Annotated in this window: 25 protein-coding genes; 14 read left to right on the top strand and 11 right to left on the bottom strand. The window is 70.9% G+C overall.

Annotated elements, in window-relative coordinates:
* Window positions 1-4: 4 nt before the first annotated feature.
* The 5 genes from rimI (at window position 5) to NDW01_RS13675 (ending at window position 2802) form a co-directional block, all read left to right on the top strand.
* Window positions 5-475 (top strand): ribosomal protein S18-alanine N-acetyltransferase, encoded by a 471-nt coding sequence (gene rimI, locus NDW01_RS13695; RefSeq protein ID WP_252820467.1) that lies wholly within the window; start codon window positions 5-7, stop codon window positions 473-475.
* A complete protein-coding gene (gene tsaD, locus NDW01_RS13690) occupies window positions 472-1503 on the top strand; it encodes a tRNA (adenosine(37)-N6)-threonylcarbamoyltransferase complex transferase subunit TsaD (RefSeq protein ID WP_252780933.1) in 1032 nt (343 codons plus the stop codon). Before rimI ends, tsaD begins: the two co-directional genes overlap by 4 nt.
* Before the next feature lie 63 nt (window positions 1504-1566).
* The gene (locus NDW01_RS13685; protein WP_252820465.1) at window positions 1567-1836 is read left to right on the top strand and encodes a type II toxin-antitoxin system Phd/YefM family antitoxin; all 270 of its coding nucleotides are present in this window, start codon (window positions 1567-1569) and stop codon (window positions 1834-1836) included.
* Window positions 1826-2341 carry a type II toxin-antitoxin system VapC family toxin gene (locus NDW01_RS13680; RefSeq protein WP_252820463.1) on the top strand — a complete coding sequence of 172 codons (516 nt, stop codon included), beginning with the start codon at window positions 1826-1828 and terminating at the stop codon, window positions 2339-2341. Before NDW01_RS13685 ends, NDW01_RS13680 begins: the two co-directional genes overlap by 11 nt.
* A gap of 290 nt (window positions 2342-2631) precedes the next feature.
* Window positions 2632-2802, top strand: coding sequence for a hypothetical protein (locus NDW01_RS13675; RefSeq protein ID WP_252820461.1), 171 nt, complete (start codon window positions 2632-2634; stop codon window positions 2800-2802).
* An 80-nt stretch (window positions 2803-2882) separates the two neighbouring features.
* On the opposite strand, the gene NDW01_RS13670 is transcribed toward NDW01_RS13675, so the two are convergent.
* The 5 genes from NDW01_RS13670 to NDW01_RS13650 all read right to left on the bottom strand — a co-directional run bounded on the left by NDW01_RS13670 (window position 2883) and on the right by NDW01_RS13650 (window position 6847).
* Window positions 2883-3203, bottom strand: a complete 321-nt coding sequence (locus NDW01_RS13670) for a MiAMP1 family antimicrobial peptide (RefSeq protein ID WP_252820459.1) — start codon at window positions 3201-3203, stop codon at window positions 2883-2885.
* A 101-nt stretch (window positions 3204-3304) separates the two neighbouring features.
* Window positions 3305-4096: an ABC transporter permease gene (locus NDW01_RS13665; protein ID WP_252820457.1), complete on the bottom strand. Its 792-nt coding sequence runs from the start codon at window positions 4094-4096 to the stop codon at window positions 3305-3307.
* Window positions 4093-5037 (bottom strand): ATP-binding cassette domain-containing protein, encoded by a 945-nt coding sequence (locus NDW01_RS13660; protein ID WP_252820455.1) that lies wholly within the window; start codon window positions 5035-5037, stop codon window positions 4093-4095. Before NDW01_RS13660 ends, NDW01_RS13665 begins: the two co-directional genes overlap by 4 nt.
* A 350-nt stretch (window positions 5038-5387) precedes the next feature.
* Window positions 5388-6254 carry a DUF4097 family beta strand repeat-containing protein gene (locus tag NDW01_RS13655; RefSeq protein WP_252820452.1) on the bottom strand — a complete coding sequence of 289 codons (867 nt, stop codon included), beginning with the start codon at window positions 6252-6254 and terminating at the stop codon, window positions 5388-5390.
* Window positions 6255-6322: 68 nt separating this feature from the next.
* On the bottom strand, window positions 6323-6847 hold the full coding sequence (locus tag NDW01_RS13650; protein WP_252820450.1) for a toxin-antitoxin system HicB family antitoxin: 525 nt from the start codon (window positions 6845-6847) through the stop codon (window positions 6323-6325).
* Window positions 6848-7929: 1082 nt separating this feature from the next.
* Here NDW01_RS13650 and NDW01_RS13645 point away from each other — a divergent pair.
* The gene (locus NDW01_RS13645) at window positions 7930-9039 is read left to right on the top strand and encodes a hypothetical protein (protein ID WP_252820448.1); all 1110 of its coding nucleotides are present in this window, start codon (window positions 7930-7932) and stop codon (window positions 9037-9039) included.
* A 68-nt stretch (window positions 9040-9107) separates the two neighbouring features.
* Here NDW01_RS13645 and NDW01_RS13640 read toward each other — a convergent pair whose 3' ends face one another.
* The 4 genes from NDW01_RS13640 to NDW01_RS13625 all read right to left on the bottom strand — a co-directional run bounded on the left by NDW01_RS13640 (window position 9108) and on the right by NDW01_RS13625 (window position 13231).
* Entirely contained in the window at window positions 9108-10037 is a 930-nt protein-coding gene (locus NDW01_RS13640; protein WP_406567117.1) for an aminoglycoside phosphotransferase family protein, read from the bottom strand.
* A gap of 151 nt (window positions 10038-10188) precedes the next feature.
* A complete protein-coding gene (locus tag NDW01_RS13635) occupies window positions 10189-11262 on the bottom strand; it encodes a hypothetical protein (RefSeq protein WP_308211694.1) in 1074 nt (357 codons plus the stop codon).
* A 317-nt stretch (window positions 11263-11579) separates the two neighbouring features.
* On the bottom strand, window positions 11580-11795 hold the full coding sequence (locus NDW01_RS13630; protein ID WP_252820446.1) for a TFIIB-type zinc ribbon-containing protein: 216 nt from the start codon (window positions 11793-11795) through the stop codon (window positions 11580-11582).
* A 242-nt stretch (window positions 11796-12037) separates the two neighbouring features.
* The gene (locus NDW01_RS13625) at window positions 12038-13231 is read right to left on the bottom strand and encodes a class I SAM-dependent methyltransferase (RefSeq protein ID WP_252820444.1); all 1194 of its coding nucleotides are present in this window, start codon (window positions 13229-13231) and stop codon (window positions 12038-12040) included.
* A 281-nt stretch (window positions 13232-13512) separates the two neighbouring features.
* On the opposite strand from NDW01_RS13625, the gene groES reads away from it, so the two are divergent.
* Window positions 13513-13824 carry a co-chaperone GroES gene (gene groES / locus NDW01_RS13620; RefSeq protein ID WP_425542373.1) on the top strand — a complete coding sequence of 104 codons (312 nt, stop codon included), beginning with the start codon at window positions 13513-13515 and terminating at the stop codon, window positions 13822-13824.
* Between the two features lie 89 nt (window positions 13825-13913).
* Window positions 13914-15536 (top strand): chaperonin GroEL, encoded by a 1623-nt coding sequence (groL, locus tag NDW01_RS13615; RefSeq protein ID WP_252820442.1) that lies wholly within the window; start codon window positions 13914-13916, stop codon window positions 15534-15536.
* A 50-nt stretch (window positions 15537-15586) separates the two neighbouring features.
* Here groL and NDW01_RS13610 read toward each other — a convergent pair whose 3' ends face one another.
* Entirely contained in the window at window positions 15587-15742 is a 156-nt protein-coding gene (locus tag NDW01_RS13610) for a hypothetical protein (protein ID WP_252820440.1), read from the bottom strand.
* Window positions 15743-15766: 24 nt separating this feature from the next.
* On the opposite strand from NDW01_RS13610, the gene NDW01_RS13605 reads away from it, so the two are divergent.
* A complete protein-coding gene (locus NDW01_RS13605; RefSeq protein ID WP_252820675.1) occupies window positions 15767-16390 on the top strand; it encodes a sigma-70 family RNA polymerase sigma factor in 624 nt (207 codons plus the stop codon).
* Entirely contained in the window at window positions 16387-17172 is a 786-nt protein-coding gene (locus NDW01_RS13600; RefSeq protein WP_252820438.1) for a hypothetical protein, read from the top strand. Before NDW01_RS13605 ends, NDW01_RS13600 begins: the two co-directional genes overlap by 4 nt.
* 176 nt (window positions 17173-17348) lie before the next feature.
* Here NDW01_RS13600 and NDW01_RS13595 read toward each other — a convergent pair whose 3' ends face one another.
* Window positions 17349-17735 (bottom strand): DUF5319 domain-containing protein, encoded by a 387-nt coding sequence (locus NDW01_RS13595; RefSeq protein ID WP_252785756.1) that lies wholly within the window; start codon window positions 17733-17735, stop codon window positions 17349-17351.
* A 139-nt stretch (window positions 17736-17874) separates the two neighbouring features.
* Here NDW01_RS13595 and guaB point away from each other — a divergent pair, with 139 nt between their 5' ends.
* The 4 genes from guaB to NDW01_RS13575 all read left to right on the top strand — a co-directional run bounded on the left by guaB (window position 17875) and on the right by NDW01_RS13575 (window position 23882).
* Entirely contained in the window at window positions 17875-19371 is a 1497-nt protein-coding gene (guaB, locus tag NDW01_RS13590) for an IMP dehydrogenase (RefSeq protein ID WP_252820436.1), read from the top strand.
* 57 nt (window positions 19372-19428) lie between these two features.
* Window positions 19429-20541, top strand: a complete 1113-nt coding sequence (locus NDW01_RS13585) for a GuaB3 family IMP dehydrogenase-related protein (protein WP_252820434.1) — start codon at window positions 19429-19431, stop codon at window positions 20539-20541.
* Between the two features lie 128 nt (window positions 20542-20669).
* Window positions 20670-22415: a glycerol-3-phosphate dehydrogenase gene (gene glpD, locus NDW01_RS13580; protein WP_252820432.1), complete on the top strand. Its 1746-nt coding sequence runs from the start codon at window positions 20670-20672 to the stop codon at window positions 22413-22415.
* A 177-nt stretch (window positions 22416-22592) separates the two neighbouring features.
* On the top strand, window positions 22593-23882 hold the full coding sequence (locus NDW01_RS13575; protein WP_252820430.1) for a phospholipase D-like domain-containing protein: 1290 nt from the start codon (window positions 22593-22595) through the stop codon (window positions 23880-23882).
* The last annotated feature ends 14 nt before the right edge of the window (window positions 23883-23896 follow it).

Genomic DNA, 23896 nt, shown 5'->3' with positions numbered 1-23896 from the left:
CGCGATGACCGCGGACGACCTTCCCGACGTCCTCGCGCTCGAGCCCGTGCTCTTCCCCGAGGAGACCTGGTCGGAACAGGCGTACCGCGAGGAGCTGGCCGACGAGACGGGTACGCGGCACTACGTGGTGATCGAGGACGACGACGGGCGTTTCGCCGGCTGGGCGGGCCTGGCCGCCGTCGGCGATCAGGCCGACGTCCTCACGATCGGTGTACGGCCGGAGCTGCAGGGACGGGGGTACGGCGCCCGGCTGCTGACCGCGCTGCTCGACGAGGCCTCGGCCCGCGGCTGCCCCGAGGTGTTCCTCGACGTCCGCGCCGACAACGACCGGGCCCGGCGGCTGTACGAACGGTTCGGCTTCACGCCGGTCGGCGTCCGCAAGCGCTACTACCAGCCATCGGGCGTGGACGCCATCGTGATGGTCCGTGACTCGCGGCGGAGCGGAGTGCCCGCCGGACAGGGAGTGGGAAGATGAAGGACGAACCCCTGGTCCTGGGGATCGAGACGTCCTGCGACGAGACGGGCGTCGGCATCGTCCGCGGCCACACGCTGCTCGCCGACGCGATCGCCTCCAGCGTGGACGAGCACGCGCGCTTCGGCGGCGTCGTGCCCGAGGTCGCCTCCCGGGCGCACCTGGAGGCCATGACGCCGACCGTGGAGCGGGCCCTGACCGACGCGGGCGTCACCCTGAACGACATCGACGCGATCGCCGTCACCGCCGGCCCCGGCCTCGCCGGCGCCCTCCTCGTCGGCGTCGCCGCCGCCAAGGCGTACTCCCTCGGCCTCGGCAAGCCGCTGTACGGCGTGAACCACCTCGCCGCCCACGTCGCCGTCGACCAGCTCGAACACGGCGCGCTGCCGAAGCCCTGCGTCGCGCTGCTCGTCTCCGGCGGCCACTCCTCCCTGCTCCTCGTCCCCGACGTCGCCTCGGACGTGCGCCCGCTCGGCGCCACCGTCGACGACGCGGCGGGGGAGGCGTTCGACAAGGTCGCGCGCGTGCTCGACCTCGGCTTCCCCGGCGGCCCCTACATCGACCGCGCGGCCCGCGAGGGTGACCCCGGCTCGGTGTTCTTCCCGCGCGGCAAGTACGACGACGGCACCTACGACTTCTCCTTCTCCGGCCTGAAGACCGCGGTCGCCCGCTGGGTCGAGGCCCGCGAGCGCGCCGGCGAGCCGGTCCCGGTCGCCGACGTCGCCGCCGCCTTCCAGGAGGCGGTCGTCGACGTGCTGACCAAGAAGGCCATCGCCGCCTGCAAGGACAACGGCGTGTCCCACCTCCTCGTCGGCGGCGGCGTCGCGGCCAACTCCCGGCTGCGCGCCCTGGCCCAGGAGCGCTGCGACAAGGCGGGCATCGAGCTCCGCGTGCCCCGGCCGAAGCTGTGCACGGACAACGGCGCCATGGTCGCGGCCCTCGGCTCCGAACTCGTCGCCGCCGGCCTGGCCCCCTCCGACCTCGGCCTCCCCGCCGACTCCTCCCTCCCCATCACCCAGGTCCTCGTCTAGCCTCGCGAGGTGGGTTGTAGCACGCTGTGGCCCAGCGTGCCACAAGCGCTTACTATCAGGGATATGGCCGCGCAACCTGAGATCACCCAGCGGGATCTGCGGAACCGCTCCAAAGAGATCATGGACGCTGTCGAGCACGGGCAGGCGTTCACGGTCACCAGGGACGGTCACCAGATCGGTGAACTGATCCCTCTGCGTCGGCGTCGCCGGTTCGTGCCCCGTGAGGAGTTCGCCGCGATGTCGCGTGGTGCCTCCGCCATCGACCTCGACGCGTTCCGGGCCGACCAGGACGCCGCGCTCGACCACGAGGCGGCCGACCCTTATGGGCGCTGAACGTCATCCGCAGGGTCTGCTCGACACGAACATCGTGATCCTGCGGAGCTGGATCGACCCTGCTGAACTGCCGAACGAGATGGCGATCAGTGCGATCACACTCGCCGAACTGTCGGCGGGCCCGCACCAGGTCCGTCCCAACAGCGAACAGGGAGACTACGATGAGCACGCCGAGCGTGCTCGACGGCTGGACGTGCTGCAGCGGGTGGAGCACGAATTCGACCCCATCCCGTTCGGGGTCGAGGCCGCGAGGGCCTTCGGCAGAGTCACCGCAGGGGTCGTCGCCGCAGGCCGTAAGCCACGCCGGAGAGTCGCCGACCTGATGATCGCTTCGGTGGCGATCGCCGAGGAACTACCGCTGTTCACCACGAACCCCGACGATTTCCAGGGCTTGGGTGAGCTACTGGAGGTCGTACGGGTGACGCGTCCCGTGGTCCAGCACCCGCGGGGGTCGGATCCCTCACTGAGTGGATCGAGTCGGAGCGGGGAACGTCGGCAGCCCTGATCCCTGGTCTCGGCCTCCTCGGCGAGTTCGCGATATCCACGAGTTCCGGTGGCAGCGGAACTCCAAGATTTCCCGAACCTCGAGGCAGGAGACCGGACCAGGCCGATCGGCCGTGCGATGCAGAAAGGCCTTTCGCGCCCTCGGAGAGCGTTCTGGAACGCCACCAGGATGGTCGCGGCCTAAAATCCGGTATCCGTGGAGGTCGACGCCTGCCGCCGCGGGCATGCTCGCGGCGGCGGGAGGATCGTCGGCGCAGCGCTACGCCTCGTAGCGCCGGCCGTCTCCGCCATATGGCGGAGACGGCTCCGCGCTTCTGCACGCTGCACGTCTTCGCCCGGCATGGCACCACCGAGCGGGAGGCCCTGCTCGCCGTCATCGATTCGTTCGACGCCGCCGCCTACCTGCGTGACGCGGGCCTGCGGGACGACGAGATGCAGGCCGTACGCTCCCGGCTGCGGTGAAGGCGCGCAGCCGCACGCCGTCGCGAAACGGGGATCGGGCCGCGCCCGGTGACCGGGTCACGGGGCGCGGCCCTGACGCCTCAGCACTCGATGAACATGCTCTTCCAGCCGAAGGGCGTCGCCTGCTCGGCGTTCCGGTCGGAGCTGAGCACGAAGTGCACCACGCCCTCGGCGTTCGGCTGGTTGTACATCCGGGCGCTCTGTCCGGTGGCGTACCACTTGTAGGAGCCGTGGTATCGCTCGGGGATGTTGCTCATCCCGCACTTGCTGAGCGTGATGGAGTGGCCCGAGTAGTGGTCGCCCTCGTAGACGACGATGGTCGACGCCTGCGCCGCGGCGGCGGAGAGGGCGATGATGCCGGCGGTGACCGCCGGGGCCAACGCCAGTGTCTTCTTTCGCACGTTGATCTCCCGAAGTGATCGATGGCTGTGACCCTGACGGGGGTAAGCCTCACACCTTCGACTACCGAGCGCAAGGAAGTGGATACCCAACGTAGTGACGATCAGTGGGTGCGGGCCCGGTTGAAGCGGGTCTTCGCCCAGGCGTAGCCGACGAGGGCGATGCCGGCGGACCAGGCGGCGGAGACGGCGGCGCTGTGGCCGATCGCCGTGCCGGTCAGCAGGCCGCGGAGCGTCTCGATCATCGGGGTGAAGGGCTGGTACTCGGCGAACCAGCGCAGGCCCGACGGCATCGAGCCGGTCGGCACGAAGCCGCTGCCCATCATCGGGAGCAGCGACAGGGGGAGGGGCAGGTTGCTGGCGCTCTCCGGGGACTTGGCGAACACGCCGAAGGCGACCGACAGCCAGGTGAGCGCGAACGTCACCATGGTCAGGACGCCGGCCGCCGCGACCCATTCGAGCGGGCCGGCGTCGGGCCGGAAGCCCAACGCCACGGCCACGCCGAGGACGAGCGCCGTACTGAACATCGTGGTGATCACGCTGCCGATGACGTGCCCGGTCAGCAGGGACGCCCGCGAGATCGCCATCGTGCGGAACCGGTCGATGATGCCTCCGGTCATGTCCACGCACACCGCCACCGACGTCGTGATCGACCCCGAGGCCAAGGTCATCAGGACGATCCCCGGGGTGATGTAGGACAGGTACTGCGTCCGGCCGCCGCCCAGGCCGCCGATTCCGGCGCCCATCGCGCCGCCGAAGACGTAGACGAAGAGCAGCAGGAAGATGAGCGGCATTCCGGCGACGCTCAAGGTCAGTGAGGGGTAGCGGATGGCGTGCCGGAGGTTGCGGCGCAGCATCGTCGCCGAGTCGCTCGCGGCGTACGACAGGGTGCTCATCGGGAGGTCTCCTGAGGGGTGTCGGTACGGCCGGTGAGGGCGAGGAAGACGTCGTCGAGGTCGGGCGTGTGGACCTGCAGCTCCTCGGGCCGCAGGCCGGTGGCGTCGAGCCGGTCGAGCAGGTCGCGCAGGGCCTGGACGCTGCCGTCGCCGGGAACGCGAAGGGTGAGGTCGGCGTCCTCCGCGACCGCGTCGTCCAGGACGTGCGCGGCGCGGCCGAGGGCGGTGGTATCGGCGAAGCGGAGGCGGATGTGCCCTCCGGGGACGCGGCGTTTGAGCTCCTGCGCGCTGCCCTGGGCGACCAGCCTGCCCCGGTCCAGCACGGCGATCTGGTCGGCGAGCCGGTCCGCCTCGTCCAGGTACTGCGTGGTGAGCAGGACGGTGACGCCGCCGGCGACGAGGTCCTCGATGCTCTGCCACATCGTGCGGCGGCTGCGCGGGTCCAGGCCGGTGGTCGGCTCGTCGAGGAAGATGACCTGCGGGTCGCCGACCAGGGTCATGGCCAGGTCCAGGCGGCGGCGCATGCCACCGGAGTAGGTGCCGGCGAGCTTGCCGGCCGCCTCCCGTAGGTCGAAGCGGTCCAGGAGTTCGTCGGCGCGCCGCCTGCCCCGCGTCCTGCCGAGGTGGTTCAGGTCGGCCATCAGGATGAGGTTCTCTCGGCCGGTGAGCTTGTCGTCGACGGCGGAGAACTGCCCGGTCACGCCGATCGCGGCCCGTACGCCGTCGGGATCTGCGGCGAGGTCGTGGCCCGCGACCTCGACCCGGCCCGCGTCGGCGTCGATGAGGGTGGTCAGGATGCGGACGGTCGTGGTCTTGCCGGCGCCGTTCGGGCCGAGCAGCGCGAAGATCGTTCCTCGCGGGACATACAGGTCGATGCCGTCCAGGACGACCTTGTCGCCGAACGACTTGCGCAGGCCGGTGGCCTTGATGGCTGCAGTCATGATCCTTCCAGCTACGTCACAACGCGGCATGCCGCGGTAAGGGAGAAAGAGGGGTCCGGATGAGGCAGTGAGAAGGGAAGGGCGCCCTCCGGTAGCCGGGGCCCGCGTGCCGCGCCGGGTTCGCCGTCGAGGGCGGATCAGAAAGCGCGGCCGTGAAGGGAACCCGGTCCCGGGTGGCCGGGGAGGTGTGCGGGCCAGAGGCGGATGGCCGCCGGTGCGGGCTGAGCGGATCGGCGCCGGCGAGGGTTGGGCGAACGGGGCCGGCACGGGCTTCAGCGGATGGGTGCCGGCACGGGCTTCAGCGGATGGGTGCCGGCACGGGATTCAGCGGATGGTGGCCGGTGCGGGGTTCACTCGTGGGCGGTCACGGCGGCGCGGCGGATCACGATGTCACCGAGCCCGGTACGGGCGCGGATCTCCACGGTCCGGTCGGCCGCTCCGGGGCCGTCGGTCGGGTCCAGCATGTTGTGCATGGTTCCGGCGGTGGCGTGGACGTCGAGCCAGGCGGCGGTGCCCTCGCGGACGCCGACCTCCAGTTGACCGGCGCCGGTCTGGATGACGACCGCGCCTCGGGAGACCTCCCCGATGCGGATCTTGCCTGCTGCGGTCTTCGCGTCGACGTCGGCGTGCGCCTGGTCGATCACGATGTCGCCACTGGCGGAGCGGGCGCGGGTGTCGCCGACGGCCTCGCCGATCCAGGCGGCTCCGGAGGAGGTCTTGATCGTGACGGTGCCGCCGCCGCGGCGGAGGCGTATCTCGCCGACACCCGTGGTGAGCCTGACGTCTCCCGCGACGCGCCCGGCCGTGACATCCCCGCCGCCGGTCCGCACCTGCAGCGTGTGGGTGTCCTCGACCCAGATGACGCCGGCGCCGCTGGAGATCTCGCAGTCGCCGAGCCGTCCCGCGCAGTGGACGTTGCCCATTCCGAGTGAGGCGTGCAGGCCGGAGCCTGCGGGGAGCTCGACGTCGACCTGGACGGCGGCGTCCTTGGGGCCCAGGACCAGATGGGCGCGCCTCTTCGCCCCTCTGATCACCAGCCGTCCGTCGGTGTATTCGACCGTGGTCTCCTCCGCGGCCCGGACGTCGCTCGCCTTCGACGGGTCGGCGGGCCGCACCTCGACGACGGTGTCGGTGCGGTCGGAGGCGGTGACGCGGACCTCGGCGATGGAGGCGTCGAGTGTCGCGGAGATCGGCTCCGGACTGGCGAATGTGGGCATGGTGCTGCCTCTCTGGTCACAGGGTCCAGGACCCCGCCGCTGGTCGGTGGTGGTGAAGGGGGCCCGGCTCAGCGGACCCAGCCGGTGTAGCGGTCGCCGCGCGGAGACGAGCGCCTGCGGACGTCCCGCTCGCGGCTCGTACGCTCCACGGCCTCGGTGATGGTGCGGACGAGCCAGGCGTTGACCGAGAGTCCTTCTCGCTCGGCGGCCTGCTCGGCCCTGGTCTTCAGCTCGTCGGGGAGGCGGAGGCTGATCCGTGAGACGGCGCCGTCCCTGGCGCCGTAGGACACCGGGGGAGCGGGCTCCGCCGGGGGCGCCGCGGCTACGGCGGTCTCCTCCTCCGCGCCGCCGGGGGGCGGCTCCACGACGAACTCGGGCTCGCCCCTGCGGAGGCGCACGTCCACCGAACCGGGCGCGAGCTCACGGGTGATCTCCTCGGCGGCGGCCGACAGCGCGTCCAGCAGGGCGAGCCGGATCGACGACTCCAGGGGGGCGGTGAGCCGCTCGGCGAGCTCGCGGGCCTCGTTGCCGCCCGCTTCGGCGGCGAGCGCGAGCTCCTGGCGGAGCTTTGCGACGTACGACTCCAGGTGCATGGCGTCAGCATGACACGAAGGTTGGCGTCACGGCAAGCGCCATGTGGCGTCAACTTGGCGTCATGGTGACTCCATGTCGGCGCGGCTGCCGGGGCGCCCCTCCGCGCGGGGTGTCACCGCGGTCTGCGGACTGTGACCTGTTTCACTGGGTGCGCTCGAATGTTGGGAAAATAATAAATTCGCCGGGTGGAACGCGAGGTGAAAGCGCTGATGAGGGCCCGGTTGGCGGGACGTTGGAGAAAGTACGCCTTTCAATCGTTCCCTTGTGAAGTCGGTGGCCGGGTGTGGACAGGGCTTCGGGGGTTGAATCACGGATTTCGCCGTAATAACGTCCGTGAGCGAAAGGGATTCACGGTTTGAGGCTTTGTGATAATCCCTGAGAAAAAGTCCATTCGGCGGGTCGAGGGCACGTCCCAAAGCCCGACTCTTGGACGCCGAAATGGTCATCGGTCACGCTTCGGCTCGGCAGGGAGGTTGGAATGCGCATGCCCGATTCGCCGCGAGGCGGAGGTCGGCGGACCACCAGGGTGGCCGCCTCGGGGCGTCGGCCCCGGCCCCCGGTCGCGCTGCGGCGGCGGCGCCGATGACCCCGCGGACCGGCGGCCTTCGCCGTCATGGGCGGGCATTCTCCGCGGGCCGCGTGGGCGAAGGCGTCATCTTCGCCTTCTGATGGGAGACATTCCAGGTGCACCGAGGCATCGCTCGGATGTAACTATCATCGGCTTCCCCTGGACGTCGGCTCGGGACTGGCGGGGCCCCGAGCCGACGGAACTCCCTTCCGGCGTCGGCTGGTGGCGTTGAAGGCGATTTCTTGCCCCTGTCGGCATTCTTTCGCCGTAATTCATCGGTGCGCGCCGCAAAAAGGTAGGTCTGCGACGCTCCACTCTGCTCGGCTGAACACTTTCGGCCGCCGCGGCGTTCGCGGCCACGAGCGCGACCGGCGCCATCGGGGAGCAGCCCACCCGGGCCGCGGCGGCCGGCGGGCGCACGGCATGGACGCTGAGACTCCGCCTCCGTTAGGTAGTTAAATCATTACCTTTCGTAGCTATCGCCGCGAGGGGTGCGCTGGATACCGTCCGCGCATGCCCTTAGAGACCGCCGGCACCTGGCCCGCTCCCGAGTCGTCCGCATGCGACATGGCCCCCCTCGTCACTGCGGAGGACGTGGCCGAGATCGCGGCCATCGCCGACCCCGTGCTTCGCAACCTGCGCATCACCCAGGCGTACCACGATCTGTCGATCGGGATGGCGTCGCTGTTGGGACCGGAGAACGTCAGCTGGTGTTGCTTCGGCACCTGGGCCTCGCGCACGGCCGGCCGGTTCATCCGCGGGGAGGGTATCCCGCGGATGGTCCGCCTCATGAGGGCCTTCGCCGAGCGTGTCCCCGCGCGTATCCAGGTGGTCGCTCCCGACCTGGTCTTTCGCGCCGTACGGCAGGTCGGCGACAATGTCGCGATCGGCAACCGCATGGTGTTCGAGGACTTGGGGCTGCTGTACGCCCGGCTGATCCAGGAGTACACCGGCGCCACCGACGCCACCGCCCGAGACCGCGCGCTCGAACGCTGCGTGGCCGCGCTGCGTCCCGGGGCGGCCGAACAGGGCGGCCAGGACCTGCTCATCGCCGCTGTGCGCGGTTATCACGCCGCCATGCGCGCCCGCGACGCCGCCGAGCGCGCCGAGCACATCCTGCTGGCCAATCTGCGGATCGGCCTGCACGAGCAGATCCGCTTGCAAGAGCCCATCGCCCAGGCGCTGGTTCCGGTGCAGGTCTCCCCGTTCACTCCGCCGCCACTGCGCAGGCGCCTGGTACGGCTGTGGCGGGCCATGGCCACCGCCCACCTGATGGACGTCCGGATGCCCGCTCCCGACTTCCAGCGGACCCGCCGCCTCATCGTTCAGCGCCTGGGGGCCGACGTCGGCCGCGCCGCCCCCGCAGGGGTCTTCCCGCCCGACCTGGCCCACCTGTCCAACATCGAGCTCAAGGCTTTGCTGTACGACATCGACCGCACGCCCAACGCCGTGCTGGGCAGCGCCGCCGACGACTGGGCCGAACTGGGCAACCGGATGAACTTCGTGGCCGACCTGTTCCGCGTCTGGCAGCAGACCCAGGACCTGTTCCAACCCCCGTTCAGCCGGGACCAGGCCGAGGCGATCCGTGCCGGATCCCTTCCCGCACCCACCCCACCGCTGTGAACCCGAACGCGACGAATTGACACCCCGGCGCGCCGTACGCGCCGGGTGGCGGGCACGCCGAGCGGGGCTCAGAAGCGGGCAGGGGCGCCGAGCTCGGCGAGCGCGTGGTCGAGCAGGTCCTCCAAGGCCGGGATGTCGCGGGCGGCGATCGTCCGGTCGGGCTGCTCGGGCAGCAGGTCGAGGACCGTGCGCAGGTCCCAGTACGGGTCGTGCCGGTAGCCGCCGGACACCTGGTCGAAGGAGGCCGAGAAGCGGTCGGCGACCGTGATGTCATAGCGGAGGGCGAGCGCGCGGCGCATGTGGGCGATGTCGATGGCCACCGGGCCGTACGACGCGTTGGACCAGTCGACGATGCCGGTCAGGCGGCCGCCGGCCCACAGGGTGTTGTCCGGGTGGTAGTCGCGGTGGATGAAGTGCGCCGCGGCGCCGGGAGTGGGGCCGGCGGCGACGTCCAGCGCGTGCTCCCACAGCGCCGGCCGCCGGGCGTGCCGGGGCGCGAGCCGGATCTCCAGGCGGTTGTACGGGCGGTAGGGCGGCATGGTCGAGGCCCCGGCGACCGCGTGGACGGGCAGCAGCGCGGCGGCCAGCTGGATGAGGTACTCGGGCAGCTCCGCGCAGGCGGGGCGGGGCGGGTGGCCCGGCAACCGGCTGATCAGCAGCGCGGGGACGTCGCAGTGCGCGCCGGAGGGGTCGGCGGCGACCAGCGCGGGGGTGGGGATGGCGCACGCGGTGAGCAGGGTCAGCGCCGCGATCTCCAGCTCGGGGGAGAAGTCGATGTCGAGGACGGGCCAGCCGGACGACGCCCAGCGGCGCAGGACCAGGCGATGCACGGTGCCCGAGCGGCTCTCGGCGAGGATCGCGTGGTTGACATGGGCCAGCCCGCCGATCATGGGCCGGACCATCTTCACCTCACTGCCGGGCCCCAGGCATTTTTCGATCCAGCGCAGCGTGGCGGCGCTCGGCGGATCGGAGAGCGTGGGGAAGGTCACGGCCTCCATGAAAACGGATTCGGCCGAGGATCGGTAGTGTTTTTGTCGGTAGAAGGCAGACCGAACGGCATGTCATTGCGGGTGCCGCAGGTAAATTGCCGTAAATAGAGCGATAAATGGGAAGTGGCCGCTCTGGGGGGATTTGCGAGCGGCCACCCCCTTAATCCTTGCCGTCGCGGCGCGGCCGCAGCAGCGCCTCCGCCAGCGCCAGCATCGTCTCCTCCAGCGTGACGAGCCGTTTCATCAGGTCCTCATGGACGGTCGTCACCTGCTTGGTCATGTCGTGCTGCGCGCCGACGACCCGCTGGGAGACGTCGTCGTGAACCCCGACCACCTGGCGCAGGAGGTCTTCGCGGAGGATCTCCATGTGCTTGGTCAGGTCGACGCGGGACGCCTCAATGATCTTCGACAGCGTCTCCTCGGTCTCGTCCCGGTCGGGGCGCGCCCGCAGCTCGTCGAGGAGCGGGTCGACCGCCTCGGACAACCGCTTCTCCAAGGCGTCGAACCGGTCGGTGGGGTCGATGAACGGCCGATCGCCGATCGCGGCGACCTTGCGGTGCAGTTCGTTGATCTCCAGCGTCACGGGCAGCCGGGCGATCTGCTGGTCGACGCCCTCGACGCGGTCGCACGCCCCGTCCACCTTGGCCTCCAGTGCCTGGAAATGCCCCTCGACTCCACGGATCTTTCCGGACAGGCCCTCCAGGCGGCCGTCGATGCCGTCGAGGCGCCCGCCGACCCCCTCGACCCGGCCGTTGACGGCCTCCAGGCCCTGCTCGACCCGCTCGGCCATGTCGTGCAGTGACTGGTCGACCTTGCCGGCCACCCCGTTGATCTCGTGCTCGAGCTTCTCGGACCGGTGCCCGAGGTCGGCGAGCGTCTTGTCCAGCCGGTTGAACCGGACCGACGCGGCCTCCATCGTGCCGGCGAGCCGGTCGAGCCGCTTGGTCAGGTCGTCCATCTGCTGGGCCGCCTGCAGGGTCGCCTCGGTGATGCTCCGGCTGGAGTCCAGCACGGCCTGGATGCGGGAGAGGCCCTCGTCGACGTTCTCGGCGATGACGCCCACGTCGGCCCACAGGGAGGGCAGCTCGGCGACCGGCTTGACCTTCTCACCCACCGACTCGATGTGCTCGGCCAGCCCCTCCGCCCACTCCGGGGGCTTGCCGCACAGCTCGTCGACCTGCCCGCGGACGGTGTCGAGCTGGGTCGTCAGCCCGGTGAGCTCACGCTCCCGCACCTCGCGGAGCAGCCACTCTATTCCCTCCAGTCGCTGATGAATCTCGTCCAGGAGCTGGCCCGTCGAACGCTGCTCATAAACATGATCTTGCGCTGCGCGGGCTAGCAATTCTCGCATTCGGTCCGAGACCGGCTGACCCCCTGTCTGCAGGAAGTTGTGATTGGTGTCCACCCGGGTGCTCCTTCGTTTGCCGGTACCGGAAATGGTCGGCGGCGTGGATCGCGAGGAGACACTCTATTGAGCGGACCAAGGTCATCGAGCCGGAGAATAGAAATTTAGGGAAAAGAGATTATGCCCCGCACGGCAAAGCGCCCTTTTCAGGCGCGGCGGTGCCGGCCCTCGTACGAGATCCCCGCCGAGGGGCCGCAGACGGCGGCGGTGTGGGGCGTGCCGCGCCAGATCAGGCGGTCGAGTTCGCCGCGTCCGAGGAAGACCCCGCGGCAGCGGGAGCACTCCTCGAACACGATGCCGCCCCGCTGGAAGGTCACCATTCCGGCACCGCACTTCGGGCACCGCAGTACGGCGTCGGCCATCGTCGCCCCCCGTCCTCGCCGCGCCCCGGATCGCGGGCGCCCCTGATCACGCCCCGCCGGGGCCTGCCGGTCGCCAAGAGTAGTCAGCCGGACACGGTCACCACCGTGGTCTTTGCCGGACTCTGGCGTGTCGCCCCCGCCGCGGGTCGTGCGGGGCCGTGCGGTCACCCGACCCCGCGCCGACTCAGGCGATCATGGTCCGTCGGCCGGAGTCCCGGGCGGTCGCCCGCACCCGAGCGGGCTCACGGGGCGCGGCAGATGAGCGCGGTCGGGGCGTCGCCGACGCGGGTGAGGACGAGGACGCGCGTCTCGGGGCCGTCGGTGCGCAGGTCGCGGCGCAGCCGGTCCACGTCCCCCGCGAAGCCGCGCTTCATGATCGTCAGCGTGCCCGCCTTCTGGGCGCGCAGCGCCGCGCGCACCCGCTTCACGCCGAACGGCAGCACCTCCAGGATCTCGTACGGCCGCGCGAACGGCGTCGCGCGCAGTACGTCCGAGGTGATGTAGGCGATCTGCGGGTCGGCCAGCGCCCCGTCGATCAGGGCCGCGGCCTCGGCGACGAGATGGGCGCGGACCACGGCGCCGTCCGGTTCGTAGAGGTAACGTCGCCACCCGGCCACGGGCGGCGGACCGAGACCGGGGTCGGCCGCCAGGGTCGCCGGCTCCCGGTCCTGCCGCAGGAGCGTCGCCCGGCGCGGCGTGCCGCCCGCCAGGCCGCCGAGCCACAGCGCCGCCTCCTTCACCTCCCCGCCGTCGGAGATCCACTCCGCCTCCGCGCCCGGCGGGACCGCCTCGTGCGGGATCCCCGGCGCGACCTTGACGCAGGCGCCGGGCACCCGGCCGGCGAGGTCCAGCACCGTGCCGAGCGGCGGGAGGTACGCGTCCGGGTCGAACACCCGGCCACGGGACGTACGGCGGCCGGGGTCGGCGAAGACGGCGGCGTACCCGCCGGTGTCCTGCGCGGTGGCGTCGCCGCACCGGATGTCCGCCAGGTCCGCGAGGCCGAAGGCCCGAAGGTTGGCCCGCGCGACCTCGGCGGTGAGGGGATCGAGCTCGACGCCGGTGCCGCCGACGCCCGTACGGGCGCGGGCGAGCAGGTCGCCGCCGATGCCGCAGCCGAGGTCGAGCACCCGGCCCCCGGGCGGGAGCCGGTCGGCGAACCGCCGCGCCCGGTGCCGGGCGACGCTGGCCCGGGTGGCCTGTTCGAGGCCCTGCGGGGTGAAGTACATGCGGTCCGCGTCGGCGCCGAACTTGGCCCGGCCGCGCTCGCGGAGCCGGGCCTGCGTCAGGGCCGCGCCGACGAGGTCGGCCGGGTGGCGGGCGCGCAGGCGGGAGACCATGGCCGGCAGCGTCCGCTCGTCGGCGCCGGCGACGCCGATCTCGCCGAGCAGCTCCTGGCCTTCCGGGGTGAGAAGCTCTCGGAACGCGGCGGTGTCCACCCGATGACGGTAGTCCCCGGCGGCACTCGGAACGCACCTGACCACCAGCGAAACCCCGCAAACGCCGCATATAACGACAGGTGGGCGGCGCGCGGGGGCCCGTGTTGACGGGTTCCCGGACCCCGGCATAATCTCCAACTGGCACTCTCCCCATGAGAGTGCCAATCAAGCGACAGGTCGGTCTGGCACCCGCGACGGCAGGCCACCGTGGTCGCGTCTCCAACATGCGGCTGGCCGATCTGGTCGGCCGAGGATACGCAATCGAAGGGGAAGGTCAGATCGTGTCGACCGCCACCAAGGTTGTTCTCAAGCCGCTCGAGGACCGCATCGTCGTCCAGCCTCTCGAGGCCGAGCAGACCACCGCGTCGGGTCTTGTCATCCCCGACACGGCCAAGGAGAAGCCCCAGGAGGGCACCGTCCTCGCCGTCGGGCCGGGTCGCTTCGACGACAAGGGCGAGAAGCGCGTCCCGCTCGACGTCAAGGTCGGGGACGTCGTCCTCTACAGCAAGTACGGCGGCACCGAGGTCAAGTACAACAACGAGGAGTACCTCGTTCTGTCGGCCCGCGACGTGCTCGCCGTCGTCGAGAAGTAAGACCCGAACAGATGCGCCGCCCCGGTTCTGCCCAATGAGGGCGGCCGGGGCTGTGCACGTCCACGGACATTCCTACTTGGAGCTTCCCAATGCCGAAGATCCTGGAGTTCGACGAGGGAGCGCGCCGCGCCCTTGAGCGTGGCGTCAACGCCCTCGCGGACGCCGTCAAGGTGACGATCGGCCCCCGTGGCCGCAACGTCGTCATCGACAAGAAGTGGGGCGCCCCCACCATCACGAACGACGGTGTCACCATCGCGCGTGAGGTGGAGCTCGACGACCCGTACGAGAACCTCGGCGCTCAGCTCGCCAAGGAGGTCGCCACCAAGACCAACGACATCGCGGGTGACGGCACCACCACCGCGACGGTCCTGGCCCAGGCGCTCGTCCGCGAGGGGCTGCGCAACGTCGCCGCCGGCGCGTCGCCGATCAGCCTCAAGCGGGGCATCGACGCCGCCGCCGGCCACATCTCCGAGCAGCTGCTCAAGTCGGCCCGCGAGGTCACCGACAAGGAGTCGATCGCGCACGTCGCGACCATCTCCGCCCAGGACGCCAAGATCGGTGAGCTCATCGCCGAGGCGTTCGACAAGGTGGGCAAGGACGGTGTCATCACCGTCGAGGAGGCCCACACGATGGGCCTGGAGCTGGAGTTCACCGAGGGCCTCCAGTTCGACAAGGGCTACCTGTCGCCGTACATGGTGACCGACCCGGAGCGGATGGAGGCGGTCCTCGAGGACGCCTACGTCCTCATCTATGACGGCAAGATCTCCAACGTCACCGAGTTCCTGCCGCTGGCCGAGAAGGTCGCCCAGACGCGTAAGCCGCTGCTGGTCGTAGCGGAGGACGTCGAGGGCGAGGCCCTGGCGCTGCTCGTGCAGAACAAGATCCGCGGCACGTTCGTCAGCGTCGCGGTGAAGGCGCCGGGCTTCGGCGACCGCCGCAAGGCGATGCTGGAGGACATGGCCATCCAGACCGGCGGCCAGGTCGTCACCGAGGCCGTCGGCCTCAAGCTGGACAGCGTGGACCTCGACGTGCTGGGCCGCGCCCGGCGGGTCACCGTCACCAAGGACGCCACCACCGTCGTGGACGGCGCGGGTGAGGCGGCCGCGATCGAGGACCGGATCCGCCAGATCCGCCGCGAGATCGAGGGCAGCGACTCCGACTGGGACCGCGAGAAGCTCCAGGAGCGCCTCGCCAAGCTGGCCGGGGGCGTCTGCGTCCTGCGCGTCGGCGCCGCCACCGAGGTGGAGCTGAAGGAGAAGAAGCACCGCCTCGAGGACGCCATCTCCGCCACCCGCGCGGCGATCGAGGAGGGCATCGTCTCCGGCGGCGGCAGCGCGCTGGTGCACGTCGCCAAGGAGGGCTTCGACGCCCTCGGCCTGTCCGGTGACGAGGCCACCGGCGCCGAGGCGGTCCGCCGCGCGCTGGTCGAGCCGCAGCGCTGGATCGCCGAGAACGGCGGCTGGGAAGGCTACGTCGTCGTCGCCAAGGTCGAGACGCTGCCGGTCGGCTCCGGCTTCAACGCCGCGACCGGCGAGTACGGCGACCTGATCGCCCAGGGCGTCATCGACCCGGTCAAGGTGACCCGCTCCGCGGTCAGCAACGCCGCGTCGATCGCCGGCATGCTGCTCACCACCGAGGCCCTCGTCGCCGACAAGCCCGAGGAGGAGCCGGACGCCGCCGCGGGCGGTCACGGCCACGGTCACGGTCACTGATCAGCGACCGGCCGCCGCACGCGGCCGACGGATCACAACGGATGCCCTCGTCACGCGCCTGGCGAGGGCATCCGTCGTTCTCGGGGACGTTCGGTGACAACGATCATGCCCATGGTCACGCTCAGCGATTGCAATCCCGTTGGGATCAGCACTGTGACCATTCCGTTGTCGTCAACGATGCAGACAGGCGCGATCTCGATGGGCATCATGCTTTCGTGACCGAGGGAGCGATCGCCGGGGCCGCGGTTCGGGGTGCTACCGCCGAACTACGGGGGAAAAGACCGGCTAAGGCGGACGACAACGACCTCAGGGAACTCACGAGCCTTGCCGTTCAAGGAGACCCGGAAGCAGTCGAATCCCTCATCGGGCGGGTCCGCCCGATGGTGGTGCGCTACTGCCGGGCGCGGCTGGGCCGGGTTTCGGGGCAGTACCACATCGCGGACGACGTCGCCCAGGAGGTGTGCATCGCGGTCCTGGGCGCGCTACCGCGCTACCGGGACATGGGGCGGCCCTTCGCGTCCTTCGTCTTCGGCATCGCGTCGCACAAGATCGCCGACGCGCTGCGCAGCGCGATCCGGGCCGCCGTGCCGACCGAGGACCTGCCCGACGGTCCCGACGAGGGCCCGGGCCCCGAGGAGACGGTCGTCCGCTACATCGAGGCCGAGCGCGCGCGGGATCTCCTCGACCGCTTGCCGGATCATCAGAAGGAATTGGTCCTCCTGCGGGTGGTGGCGGGTCTGTCCGCCGAGGAGACCGGTAATGTACTGGGCATGTCAGCCGGGGCCGTACGCGTCGCCCAGCACCGGGCTCTCGCCCGTCTTCGAGCGATGGCGAGTGAGGAGTCGATCGCTTGACCGGTGGGGGTACCGCCACTCCCGAGCCGCTCGACCTCAGTGAGATCACCCGCAGCGGCGATCTGTTCGACGCCTTGGCCGCGCGCCGCGTCTCCACCGATCCGGGTTCCGGATCCGCCGTTCCCGACGATCCCGCCGCACGCCTGCTGGCCGCGCTGGTCGCCGACGTCGACGTGGACGCGCCGCCGATGCCGGCACCCGCGCCCGCCCGTGTCCCGCGCCCGGCGCCCAAGTCCTCGGGACGCCCCGTCATCCGGGCGTTCGTCACCTTCGGCGCGATCACGGTCATGCTGACGACGGCCGGCGCCGCCGTCGCAGGCGGCGGGGGCGGCGGGCCGAAGGCCCACACCCCATCGGCGCGCTCCCAGATCACGGAACGCTCCAGGGCTCGTGTTCAGTCGGTCGGCCGGAACCTCCCCGGCGGGCCCCGCCCTGCCCCGGCCCCCACCGGCGGCAAGGCCGACCCCACACCGAGCGCGTCCCCGTCGAAGAGGCACGGGCCGCACGCTCCGGCCAAGAAGGATCACGTCCCCGCCTTCGTGGGATCTCATCCGTCGTCCCGGCCGTCCGGACCGGGCGGCCCCTCCGGCAGTCCCTCGCCGACCCCGACCCCGAGCCCGTCGCCGGGCACGCCGACCGACTCGCCCTCGCCGGTCTCGACCTCCTCGTCGGCCACCCCGCAACCCGAGGGGAGCACCGCCCGTCCGAACCGGCTGCGGCGTCAGAGCACCTCGTCGGACACGGACGCGTCGCGGCGCCCCGCGCGGGGCAAGGACCGCTGAGGCCCGGCCACCGCTGGAGCCCAGGCTCCGCGGAGGTCGGCGGCCCGCGTCGGGCCGGCGGATTCGACGCAGCGCCGGCGGGTGCGCGCCGGGCGGCCATCCCCAGAGATCAACGGACGGCGGAGGTCACCTGTCCACGAGGTCACTTGCCCGTGGAGGACAGCGGATGGCGCGGGTCAGCTGGACTGGCCTTCCTCGCTGTCGATGACGCCGTCGACGTAGCCGCGGGCGTACTCCCAGCTGACGTAGTCCTCCGGGGCGGCGGCGATGGCCGGCTCGTGGACGCGGGGCAGTCCCTCGTCGAGCAGGTGACGGAGGTTGCCGTGCAGGAGGTCCCAGTCGATGTGGTGGGCCCGGCCGCAGTCGCCGCAGTCGACGGTCAGGCCCTTGATGCCGAGGGGTTCCAGCAGGGCGCGGAACACCTCCAGGTCGGCGAGGTCGGCCAGCACGTCCTCCCGCTCCGTCGTGCTCAGCGGAGCGGACTCGTCACTCGGGTCCCCGAGCGCGGCCGCCGGGTCCTCGGGATCGTTCGCGAACGGATCGAGCGGAGCGTCATCGTGCACAAACCCACGCTACCCGAGTATGGGCCGCCGATTCGTGCCTTGTCGCCGTGCTTGGCCGGGCGTTCGACACGTCGGACTAGGATGGGAGCAACGCTCCGCTGATCAGGCCCGACGCCGCGACCCCTTCCGGATGATGCCCATGACTTTCGCGCCCGAGCCCGCCAAGTTCGCCCCGCAGGGGCTCACCTATGACGACGTGCTGCTCGTGCCCTCCTACTCCGACCTCGCGCCGGGCGAAGCCGACACGACGACCCGCCTGTCGCGGTCGATCACGCTGCGGATCCCGCTCGTGTCCGCCGCCATGGACACCGTCACCGAGGCGCGGATGGCCGTCGCGATGGCGCGCCAGGGCGGGCTCGGCGTGCTGCACCGCAACCTGCCGATCGACGAGCAGGCCCAGCAGGTCGACCTCGTCAAGCGCTCCGAGGCCGGCATGGTCAACAACCCGGTGACCTGCTCGCCGGACGACACCCTCGCCGACGTCGAGGCGCTGTGCGCCCATTACCGGATCTCCGGCGTCCCGGTCACCGACGCCGACGGCGTGCTCGTCGGCATCGTGACCAACCGCGACATGCGGTTCGAGACCGACGCCACGCGCCCGGTGCGCGAGGTCATGACCAGGATGCCGCTGGTGACGGCACCGGTCGGGGTCTCACGGGACGAGGCGTTCGCGCTGCTGCGCGCGAACAAGGTGGAGAAGCTCCCGCTCGTCGACGGCACCGGCCGGCTGCGCGGCCTGATCACGGTCAAGGACTTCACCAAGAGCGAGCAGTACCCCTTCGCCACGAAGGACTCCGCCGGGCGGCTCATTGTCGGCGCGGGCGTCGGCATCGGTGAGGAGGCCGAGCTGCGGGCGAAGGCGCTGGTCGAGGCCGGCGTCGACGTGCTCGTCGTGGACACGGCGCACGGTCACTCGCGCGGCATGCTCGAGATGGTCGCCAAGCTCAAGGCCAACAGCGGCGCCGACGTCATCGCGGGCAACATCGCGACCCGGGCCGGCGCGCAGGCGCTGGTCGACGCGGGCGCGGACGCGGTGAAGGTCGGGGTCGGTCCGGGCTCGATCTGCACGACCCGTGTGGTCGCCGGCGTCGGCGCGCCGCAGGTCACCGCGATCTACGAGGCCGCACTGGCGTGCCGGGCGGCGGGCGTCCCGGTCATCGGCGACGGCGGCCTGCAGTACTCCGGCGACATCGCCAAGGCGATCGCCGCGGGCGCCGACACGGTGATGCTCGGGTCGCTGCTCGCGGGCTGCGAGGAGAGCCCCGGCGAGCTGATCTTCATCAACGGCAAGCAGTACAAGACCTATCGGGGCATGGGCTCGCTCGGCGCGATGAAGAACCGCGAGCGCGGCGGGTCGTTCAGCAAGGACCGGTACTCCCAGGAGGACGTGGCCGGCGAGGACAAGCTGATCCCCGAGGGCATCGAGGGCCAGGTGCCCTACCGCGGCCCGGTCGCCGCCGTCGCCCACCAGCTGGTCGGCGGCCTGCGGCAGGCGATGTGGTACACCGGCTCGCGCACCATCGGCGACCTGCAGGAGAACGGCATGCTGATGCCGATCACCGGGGCGGGCCTGCGGGAGAGCCACCCGCACGACATCCAGATGACCGTCGAAGCGCCCAACTACCAGGTTCGCTGAGAGTTCCTCCGGCCGTGGCCCGCTGCGGTCACGGCCGGCTGCATGGAGAGGACGTACATGGCTGAGGTCGAGATCGGGCGGGGCAAGAGCGGCCGCCGGGCGTACGCGCTCGACGAGATCGGCATCGTCCCGTCGCGGCGCACCCGCGACCCGGAGGAGGTGAGCGTCGCCTGGCAGATCGACGCGTACCGCTTCGAGATGCCGCTGGTCGTCGCGCCGATGGACAGCGTGGTCAGCCCGGCCACGGCGATCGCCATCGGGCGCCTCGGCGGCCTGGGCGTGCTCGACCTCGAAGGGCTGTGGACGCGGTACGAGAACCCGGACTCGCTGCTGGCGGAGATCGCCTCGCTCGACGACGCGACGGCGACGCGGCGCCTGCAGGAGCTGTACGCCGAGCCGATCAAGGAGGAGCTGATCGGGCGGCGCATCGAGGAGATCCGGGACGCGGGCGTGACGGTCGCGGCGCGGCTGTCGCCGCAGCGTACGGCGCAGTACCACAAGGCGGTCATCGACGCCGGGGTCGACCTGTTCGTCATCCGCGGCACGACGGTCAGCGCCGAGCACGTCTCCGGGCGGGCCGAGCCGCTGAACCTCAAGCAGTTCATCTACGACCTCGACGTCCCGGTGATCGTCGGCGGCTGCGCGACGTACACCGCGGCGCTGCACCTCATGCGCACGGGCGCGGCCGGGGTCCTCGTCGGGTTCGGCGGCGGCTCGGGTCACACGACCCGTACGGTCCTCGGCGTCGCGGTGCCGATGGCGACGGCCGTCTCCGACGTCGCGGCGGCCCGGCGCGACTACCTCGACGAGTCCGGCGGCCGGTACGTCCACGTGATCGCCGATGGCGGCATGCGCCAGTCCGGTGACATCGCCAAGGCCCTCGCGGTGGGCGCGGACGCCGTGATGGTCGGCTCGCCGTTCGCGCGGTCGACGGAGGCGCCGGGCCGTGGCTACCACTGGGGCAGCGAGGCGCACCACGAGGAGCTGCCGCGCGGCAAGCGCGTGGAGCTGGGGTCGATCGGCACGATCGAGCAGATCCTGTACGGCCCGTCCAGCGTCGCGGACGGCTCGATGAACCTCATCGGCGCGCTGCGGCGTGCCATGGCGACCGCGGGCTACTCGGACCTGAAGGAGTTCCAGCGGGTCCAGGTCGTGGTGGCGCCGCACTGATCCCTTCGCGCGGAGGCGTGCCGAAGCTCACATCCGTCCCTTTGACGCAGTGCGTCGGCCGGTAAGTGTTTTGTGACGACCCGGGGTACGGACGTAGCGTGGGCACGCGGACGTCGAGGGAGTACGGCATGGCGGTTGAGGAGTCCGAGAACGACGGGAACCGATCGCGGCTCGGCCCGGCCGAGCGCGCGGCGGCACTGGACCGGATGGGCGGCGGCGAGGAGTTCGACGTCGTCGTGGTGGGCGGCGGGATCGTCGGCGCGGGCGTGGCCCTGGACGCCGCGACCCGCGGCCTGACCGTCGCCCTCGTCGAGGCGCGCGACTTCGCCGCCGGCACCTCCTCCCGGTCGTCCAAGCTGATCCACGGCGGGCTGCGCTACCTCGAGCAGCGCGACTTCGAGCTGGTCCGTGAGGCGCTCACCGAGCGCGGGCTGCTGCTCGGCCGGATCGCGCCGCACCTCGTACGCCCCGTTCCGTTCCTGTTCCCGATGACCCATCACGTGTGGGAGCGCGCCTACATCGGGGCCGGCGTGGCCCTGTACGACGCGCTGTCCATCTCGATGGGGCAGGACCGCGGGGTGCCGCACCATCGGCACCTGACGCGTACGCAGGCGCTGCGCATCGCCCCGTCGCTGCGCCGTGATGCGTTCACCGGCGCGATCCAGTACTGGGACGCCCAGGTGGACGACGCCCGCTACGTGATGATGGCGCTGCGCACGGCGGCGGCGTACGGCGCGCAGATCGCCTCGCGCACGCAGGCCGTCGGCTTCCTGCGCGAGGGCGAGCGCGTGACCGGCGTACGCGTGCGGGACCTGGAGTCGGACCGGCAGCTGGAGGTGCGCGCCAAGCAGGTCGTCAACGCGACCGGGGTGTGGACCGACGACATCCAGGAGCTCGTCGGCGGGCGCGGTCAGATCCACGTCCGCGCGTCCAAGGGCGTGCACCTGGTGGTGCCGCGGGACCGCATCCACTCCTCCAGCGGGGTGATCCTGCGCACCGAGAAGTCGGTGCTGTTCGTCATCCCGTGGGGCCGGCACTGGATCATCGGCACCACCGACACGGCCTGGGACCTGAACAAGGACCATCCGGCGGCGTCCAAGGCCGACATCGACTACGTCCTCGAACACGTCAACGCGGTGCTGAACACGCCTCTCACCCACGACGACGTCGAGGGGGTGTACGCCGGGCTGCGCCCGCTGCTGTCGGGTGAGTCGGAGGAGACCTCGAAGCTGTCCCGCGAGCACGTGGTCGCCCACCCGGTGCCGGGCCTGGTCGTGATCGCGGGCGGCAAGTACACGACGTACCGGGTGATGGCCAAGGACGCCGTGGACGCGGTCGCGCACGGGCTGGACGGCAAGGTTCCGGAGTCCTGCACCGACCAGATCGCGCTGGTGGGCGGCAACGGGTTCCAGGCGGTGTGGAACTCTCGCCACCGCCTGGCCGAGTCCTCGGGGCTGCATGTCGCGCGCGTGGAGCACCTGCTGCGGCGCTACGGCACGCTGACCGTGGACCTGCTCGCCCTCATCGAGGAGCGCCCGGATCTCGGCAAGCCGCTCGACGGCGCCGACGACTACCTGCGCGCCGAGGTCGTGTACGCCGCGACCCACGAGGGCGCCCGGCATCTCAACGACGTGCTGACCCGGCGGACGCGCATCGCGATCGAGACGTGGGACCGGGGGATCGGCGCGGCGCGTGAGGCGGCCGAGCTGCTCGCGCCCGAGCTCGGCTGGTCGACGGAGCAGACCGAGCGGGAGATCGAGTACTACCACAAGCGCGTCGAGGCGGAGCGCGACTCCCAGGCGCAGGTGGACGACCAGGACGCGGACGCGACCCGCCGGGGAGCGCCCGACATCGTTCCGATCGCCACTCCTTAGGCGCTGATCCTCCGACGGCCGGAATCGGCCGCGAAGTGTTCTCCTAATACCGGCATATGTCGGCTTTTATCACTGTGAACTCCTGTAGGGTTCTCGGGCCAATGGGGCTAATGCCCGAAAAATCCGGCTCAGACGGGGGTTCGTGTGGCGAGGTCGCTGACGCGTGCGCTTGCAGTAGTGGGGACCGGCCTGCTGGCCACCGGAGTCGCGGTTCAGGGTGACGTCGCGTTCGCCGCGCCCCCCGCACACGCGGGCGCCGCCGCCTCCGTACGGGCGGCCGGGCACGATGTCGACGCCCAGGCGTTCGGTAGGACCGGCCTGGTCGGTCTTCGGGCCGCCAAGAAGAAGAAAAAGAAGAAGCCGAGCGTACGGCTCGGTCCGATCTTCAACGCCCCGACGGGTTCCAAATCCAAGCAGGGCGCGATCGACACCCAGATCACCCAACTGATCGCCGGTGCGCCCAAGGGCGCGGCCATCTACGTCGCGATGTACCACTTCTACACCAAGAGCCTGGCCACGCAGCTCATCAACGCGAAGAAGCGCAAGGTCAACGTGCGAGTGGTCCTGGATCACGACTCCGCGGGCGCTGCGGCGTACAAGACGCTGAAGAAGTCGCTGGGTTCCAACCGCAAGAAGTCCTCATGGGTGACCCTGTGCGCCAAGGACCGGGGCTGCATCGCCTCGCAGTTCAACCACAACAAGTTCTTCCTCTTCTCCACCACGCTCGGGTCGAAGAACGTCGTGCTGCAGACCTCCGCCAACGCCACGGACGTCGCGCGCGAGCAGCAGTGGAACGACGCGCTGACACTGAAGAGCGCGAGCGTGTACGCGGCGTACCGGCACTACTTCTACGACCTGGCGAAACAGCATCACACCGGCAACTACCACCGGATCGTGCATGCCGGGAAGTACCGCGTGGACTTCTTCCCCTGGGCGGCGGACGACCCGATCAGCCAGGATCTGGACAAGGTGTCATGCACCGGCGGCACTCATATCCGGATCGTCATGGGCTTCTTCTTCTGGAAGCCGATCGCGCAGCGCCTCTGGAAGCTCGATGACGAGGGATGCCGGGTCCAGGTCGTCGTCGGGAGCGTCGGCAAGTCGGCCCTGCGGGAGCTGACGAGGCCCGGCGGCCGGCACGGCGGTCCCGAGGTGAGGTACCTGCCGGAGGGCGGCCAAGCGTACGAGCACTCGAAGTATCTGCTGCTCGACGGCCGCTACCAGGGGAAGAACCAGAAGGTCCTCATCACCGGCAGTGTCAATTACACCAACGTCGCCTTCCACGCCCACGACGAAGCGATGATCACCATCGCCGACGCGGCCCTGGAGAAGAGCTACGTGACGAACTTCGCCACGGTCTTCGGGCGCGGCAAGGCCCTCACGTACGCCGACGCCGGCGCCAGGCTCGCGGCGACCGGCGTCGTGCGGTCCGACAACGCCGACGAATCCAGCGCGGCCGACGACTGACGACGGCTCCCCGG

Origin of the sequence: Actinoallomurus soli (assembly GCF_024055715.1) — a bacterium.
GTDB lineage: Bacteria > Actinomycetota > Actinomycetes > Streptosporangiales > Streptosporangiaceae > Actinoallomurus > Actinoallomurus soli.
Note: the sequence above shows the minus strand (reverse complement) of the source record. Positions and strands in the feature narration are given on the sequence as shown.

Excerpts from the sequence above, each read along its gene's own strand:
- rimI (WP_252820467.1), top strand. The coding sequence starts at position 5 with ATGACCGCGGACGACCTTCCCGACGTCCTCGCGCTCGAGCCCGTGCTC.
- NDW01_RS13645 (WP_252820448.1), top strand. The coding sequence starts at position 7,930 with ATGCCCTTAGAGACCGCCGGCACCTGGCCCGCTCCCGAGTCGTCCGCA.
- NDW01_RS13665 (WP_252820457.1), bottom strand. The coding sequence starts at position 4,096 with ATGAGCACCCTGTCGTACGCCGCGAGCGACTCGGCGACGATGCTGCGC.
- NDW01_RS13660 (WP_252820455.1), bottom strand. The coding sequence starts at position 5,037 with ATGACTGCAGCCATCAAGGCCACCGGCCTGCGCAAGTCGTTCGGCGAC.
- NDW01_RS13655 (WP_252820452.1), bottom strand. The coding sequence starts at position 6,254 with ATGCCCACATTCGCCAGTCCGGAGCCGATCTCCGCGACACTCGACGCC.
- glpD (WP_252820432.1), top strand. The coding sequence starts at position 20,670 with ATGGCGGTTGAGGAGTCCGAGAACGACGGGAACCGATCGCGGCTCGGC.
- guaB (WP_252820436.1), top strand. The coding sequence starts at position 17,875 with ATGACTTTCGCGCCCGAGCCCGCCAAGTTCGCCCCGCAGGGGCTCACC.
- NDW01_RS13650 (WP_252820450.1), bottom strand. The coding sequence starts at position 6,847 with ATGCACCTGGAGTCGTACGTCGCAAAGCTCCGCCAGGAGCTCGCGCTC.
- tsaD (WP_252780933.1), top strand. The coding sequence starts at position 472 with ATGAAGGACGAACCCCTGGTCCTGGGGATCGAGACGTCCTGCGACGAG.
- NDW01_RS13685 (WP_252820465.1), top strand. The coding sequence starts at position 1,567 with ATGGCCGCGCAACCTGAGATCACCCAGCGGGATCTGCGGAACCGCTCC.
- NDW01_RS13675 (WP_252820461.1), top strand. The coding sequence starts at position 2,632 with ATGGCGGAGACGGCTCCGCGCTTCTGCACGCTGCACGTCTTCGCCCGG.
- NDW01_RS13680 (WP_252820463.1), top strand. The coding sequence starts at position 1,826 with ATGGGCGCTGAACGTCATCCGCAGGGTCTGCTCGACACGAACATCGTG.
- NDW01_RS13610 (WP_252820440.1), bottom strand. The coding sequence starts at position 15,742 with ATGCCCATCGAGATCGCGCCTGTCTGCATCGTTGACGACAACGGAATG.
- NDW01_RS13640 (WP_406567117.1), bottom strand. The coding sequence starts at position 10,037 with ATGGAGGCCGTGACCTTCCCCACGCTCTCCGATCCGCCGAGCGCCGCC.
- groL (WP_252820442.1), top strand. The coding sequence starts at position 13,914 with ATGCCGAAGATCCTGGAGTTCGACGAGGGAGCGCGCCGCGCCCTTGAG.
- NDW01_RS13630 (WP_252820446.1), bottom strand. The coding sequence starts at position 11,795 with ATGGCCGACGCCGTACTGCGGTGCCCGAAGTGCGGTGCCGGAATGGTG.
- NDW01_RS13585 (WP_252820434.1), top strand. The coding sequence starts at position 19,429 with ATGGCTGAGGTCGAGATCGGGCGGGGCAAGAGCGGCCGCCGGGCGTAC.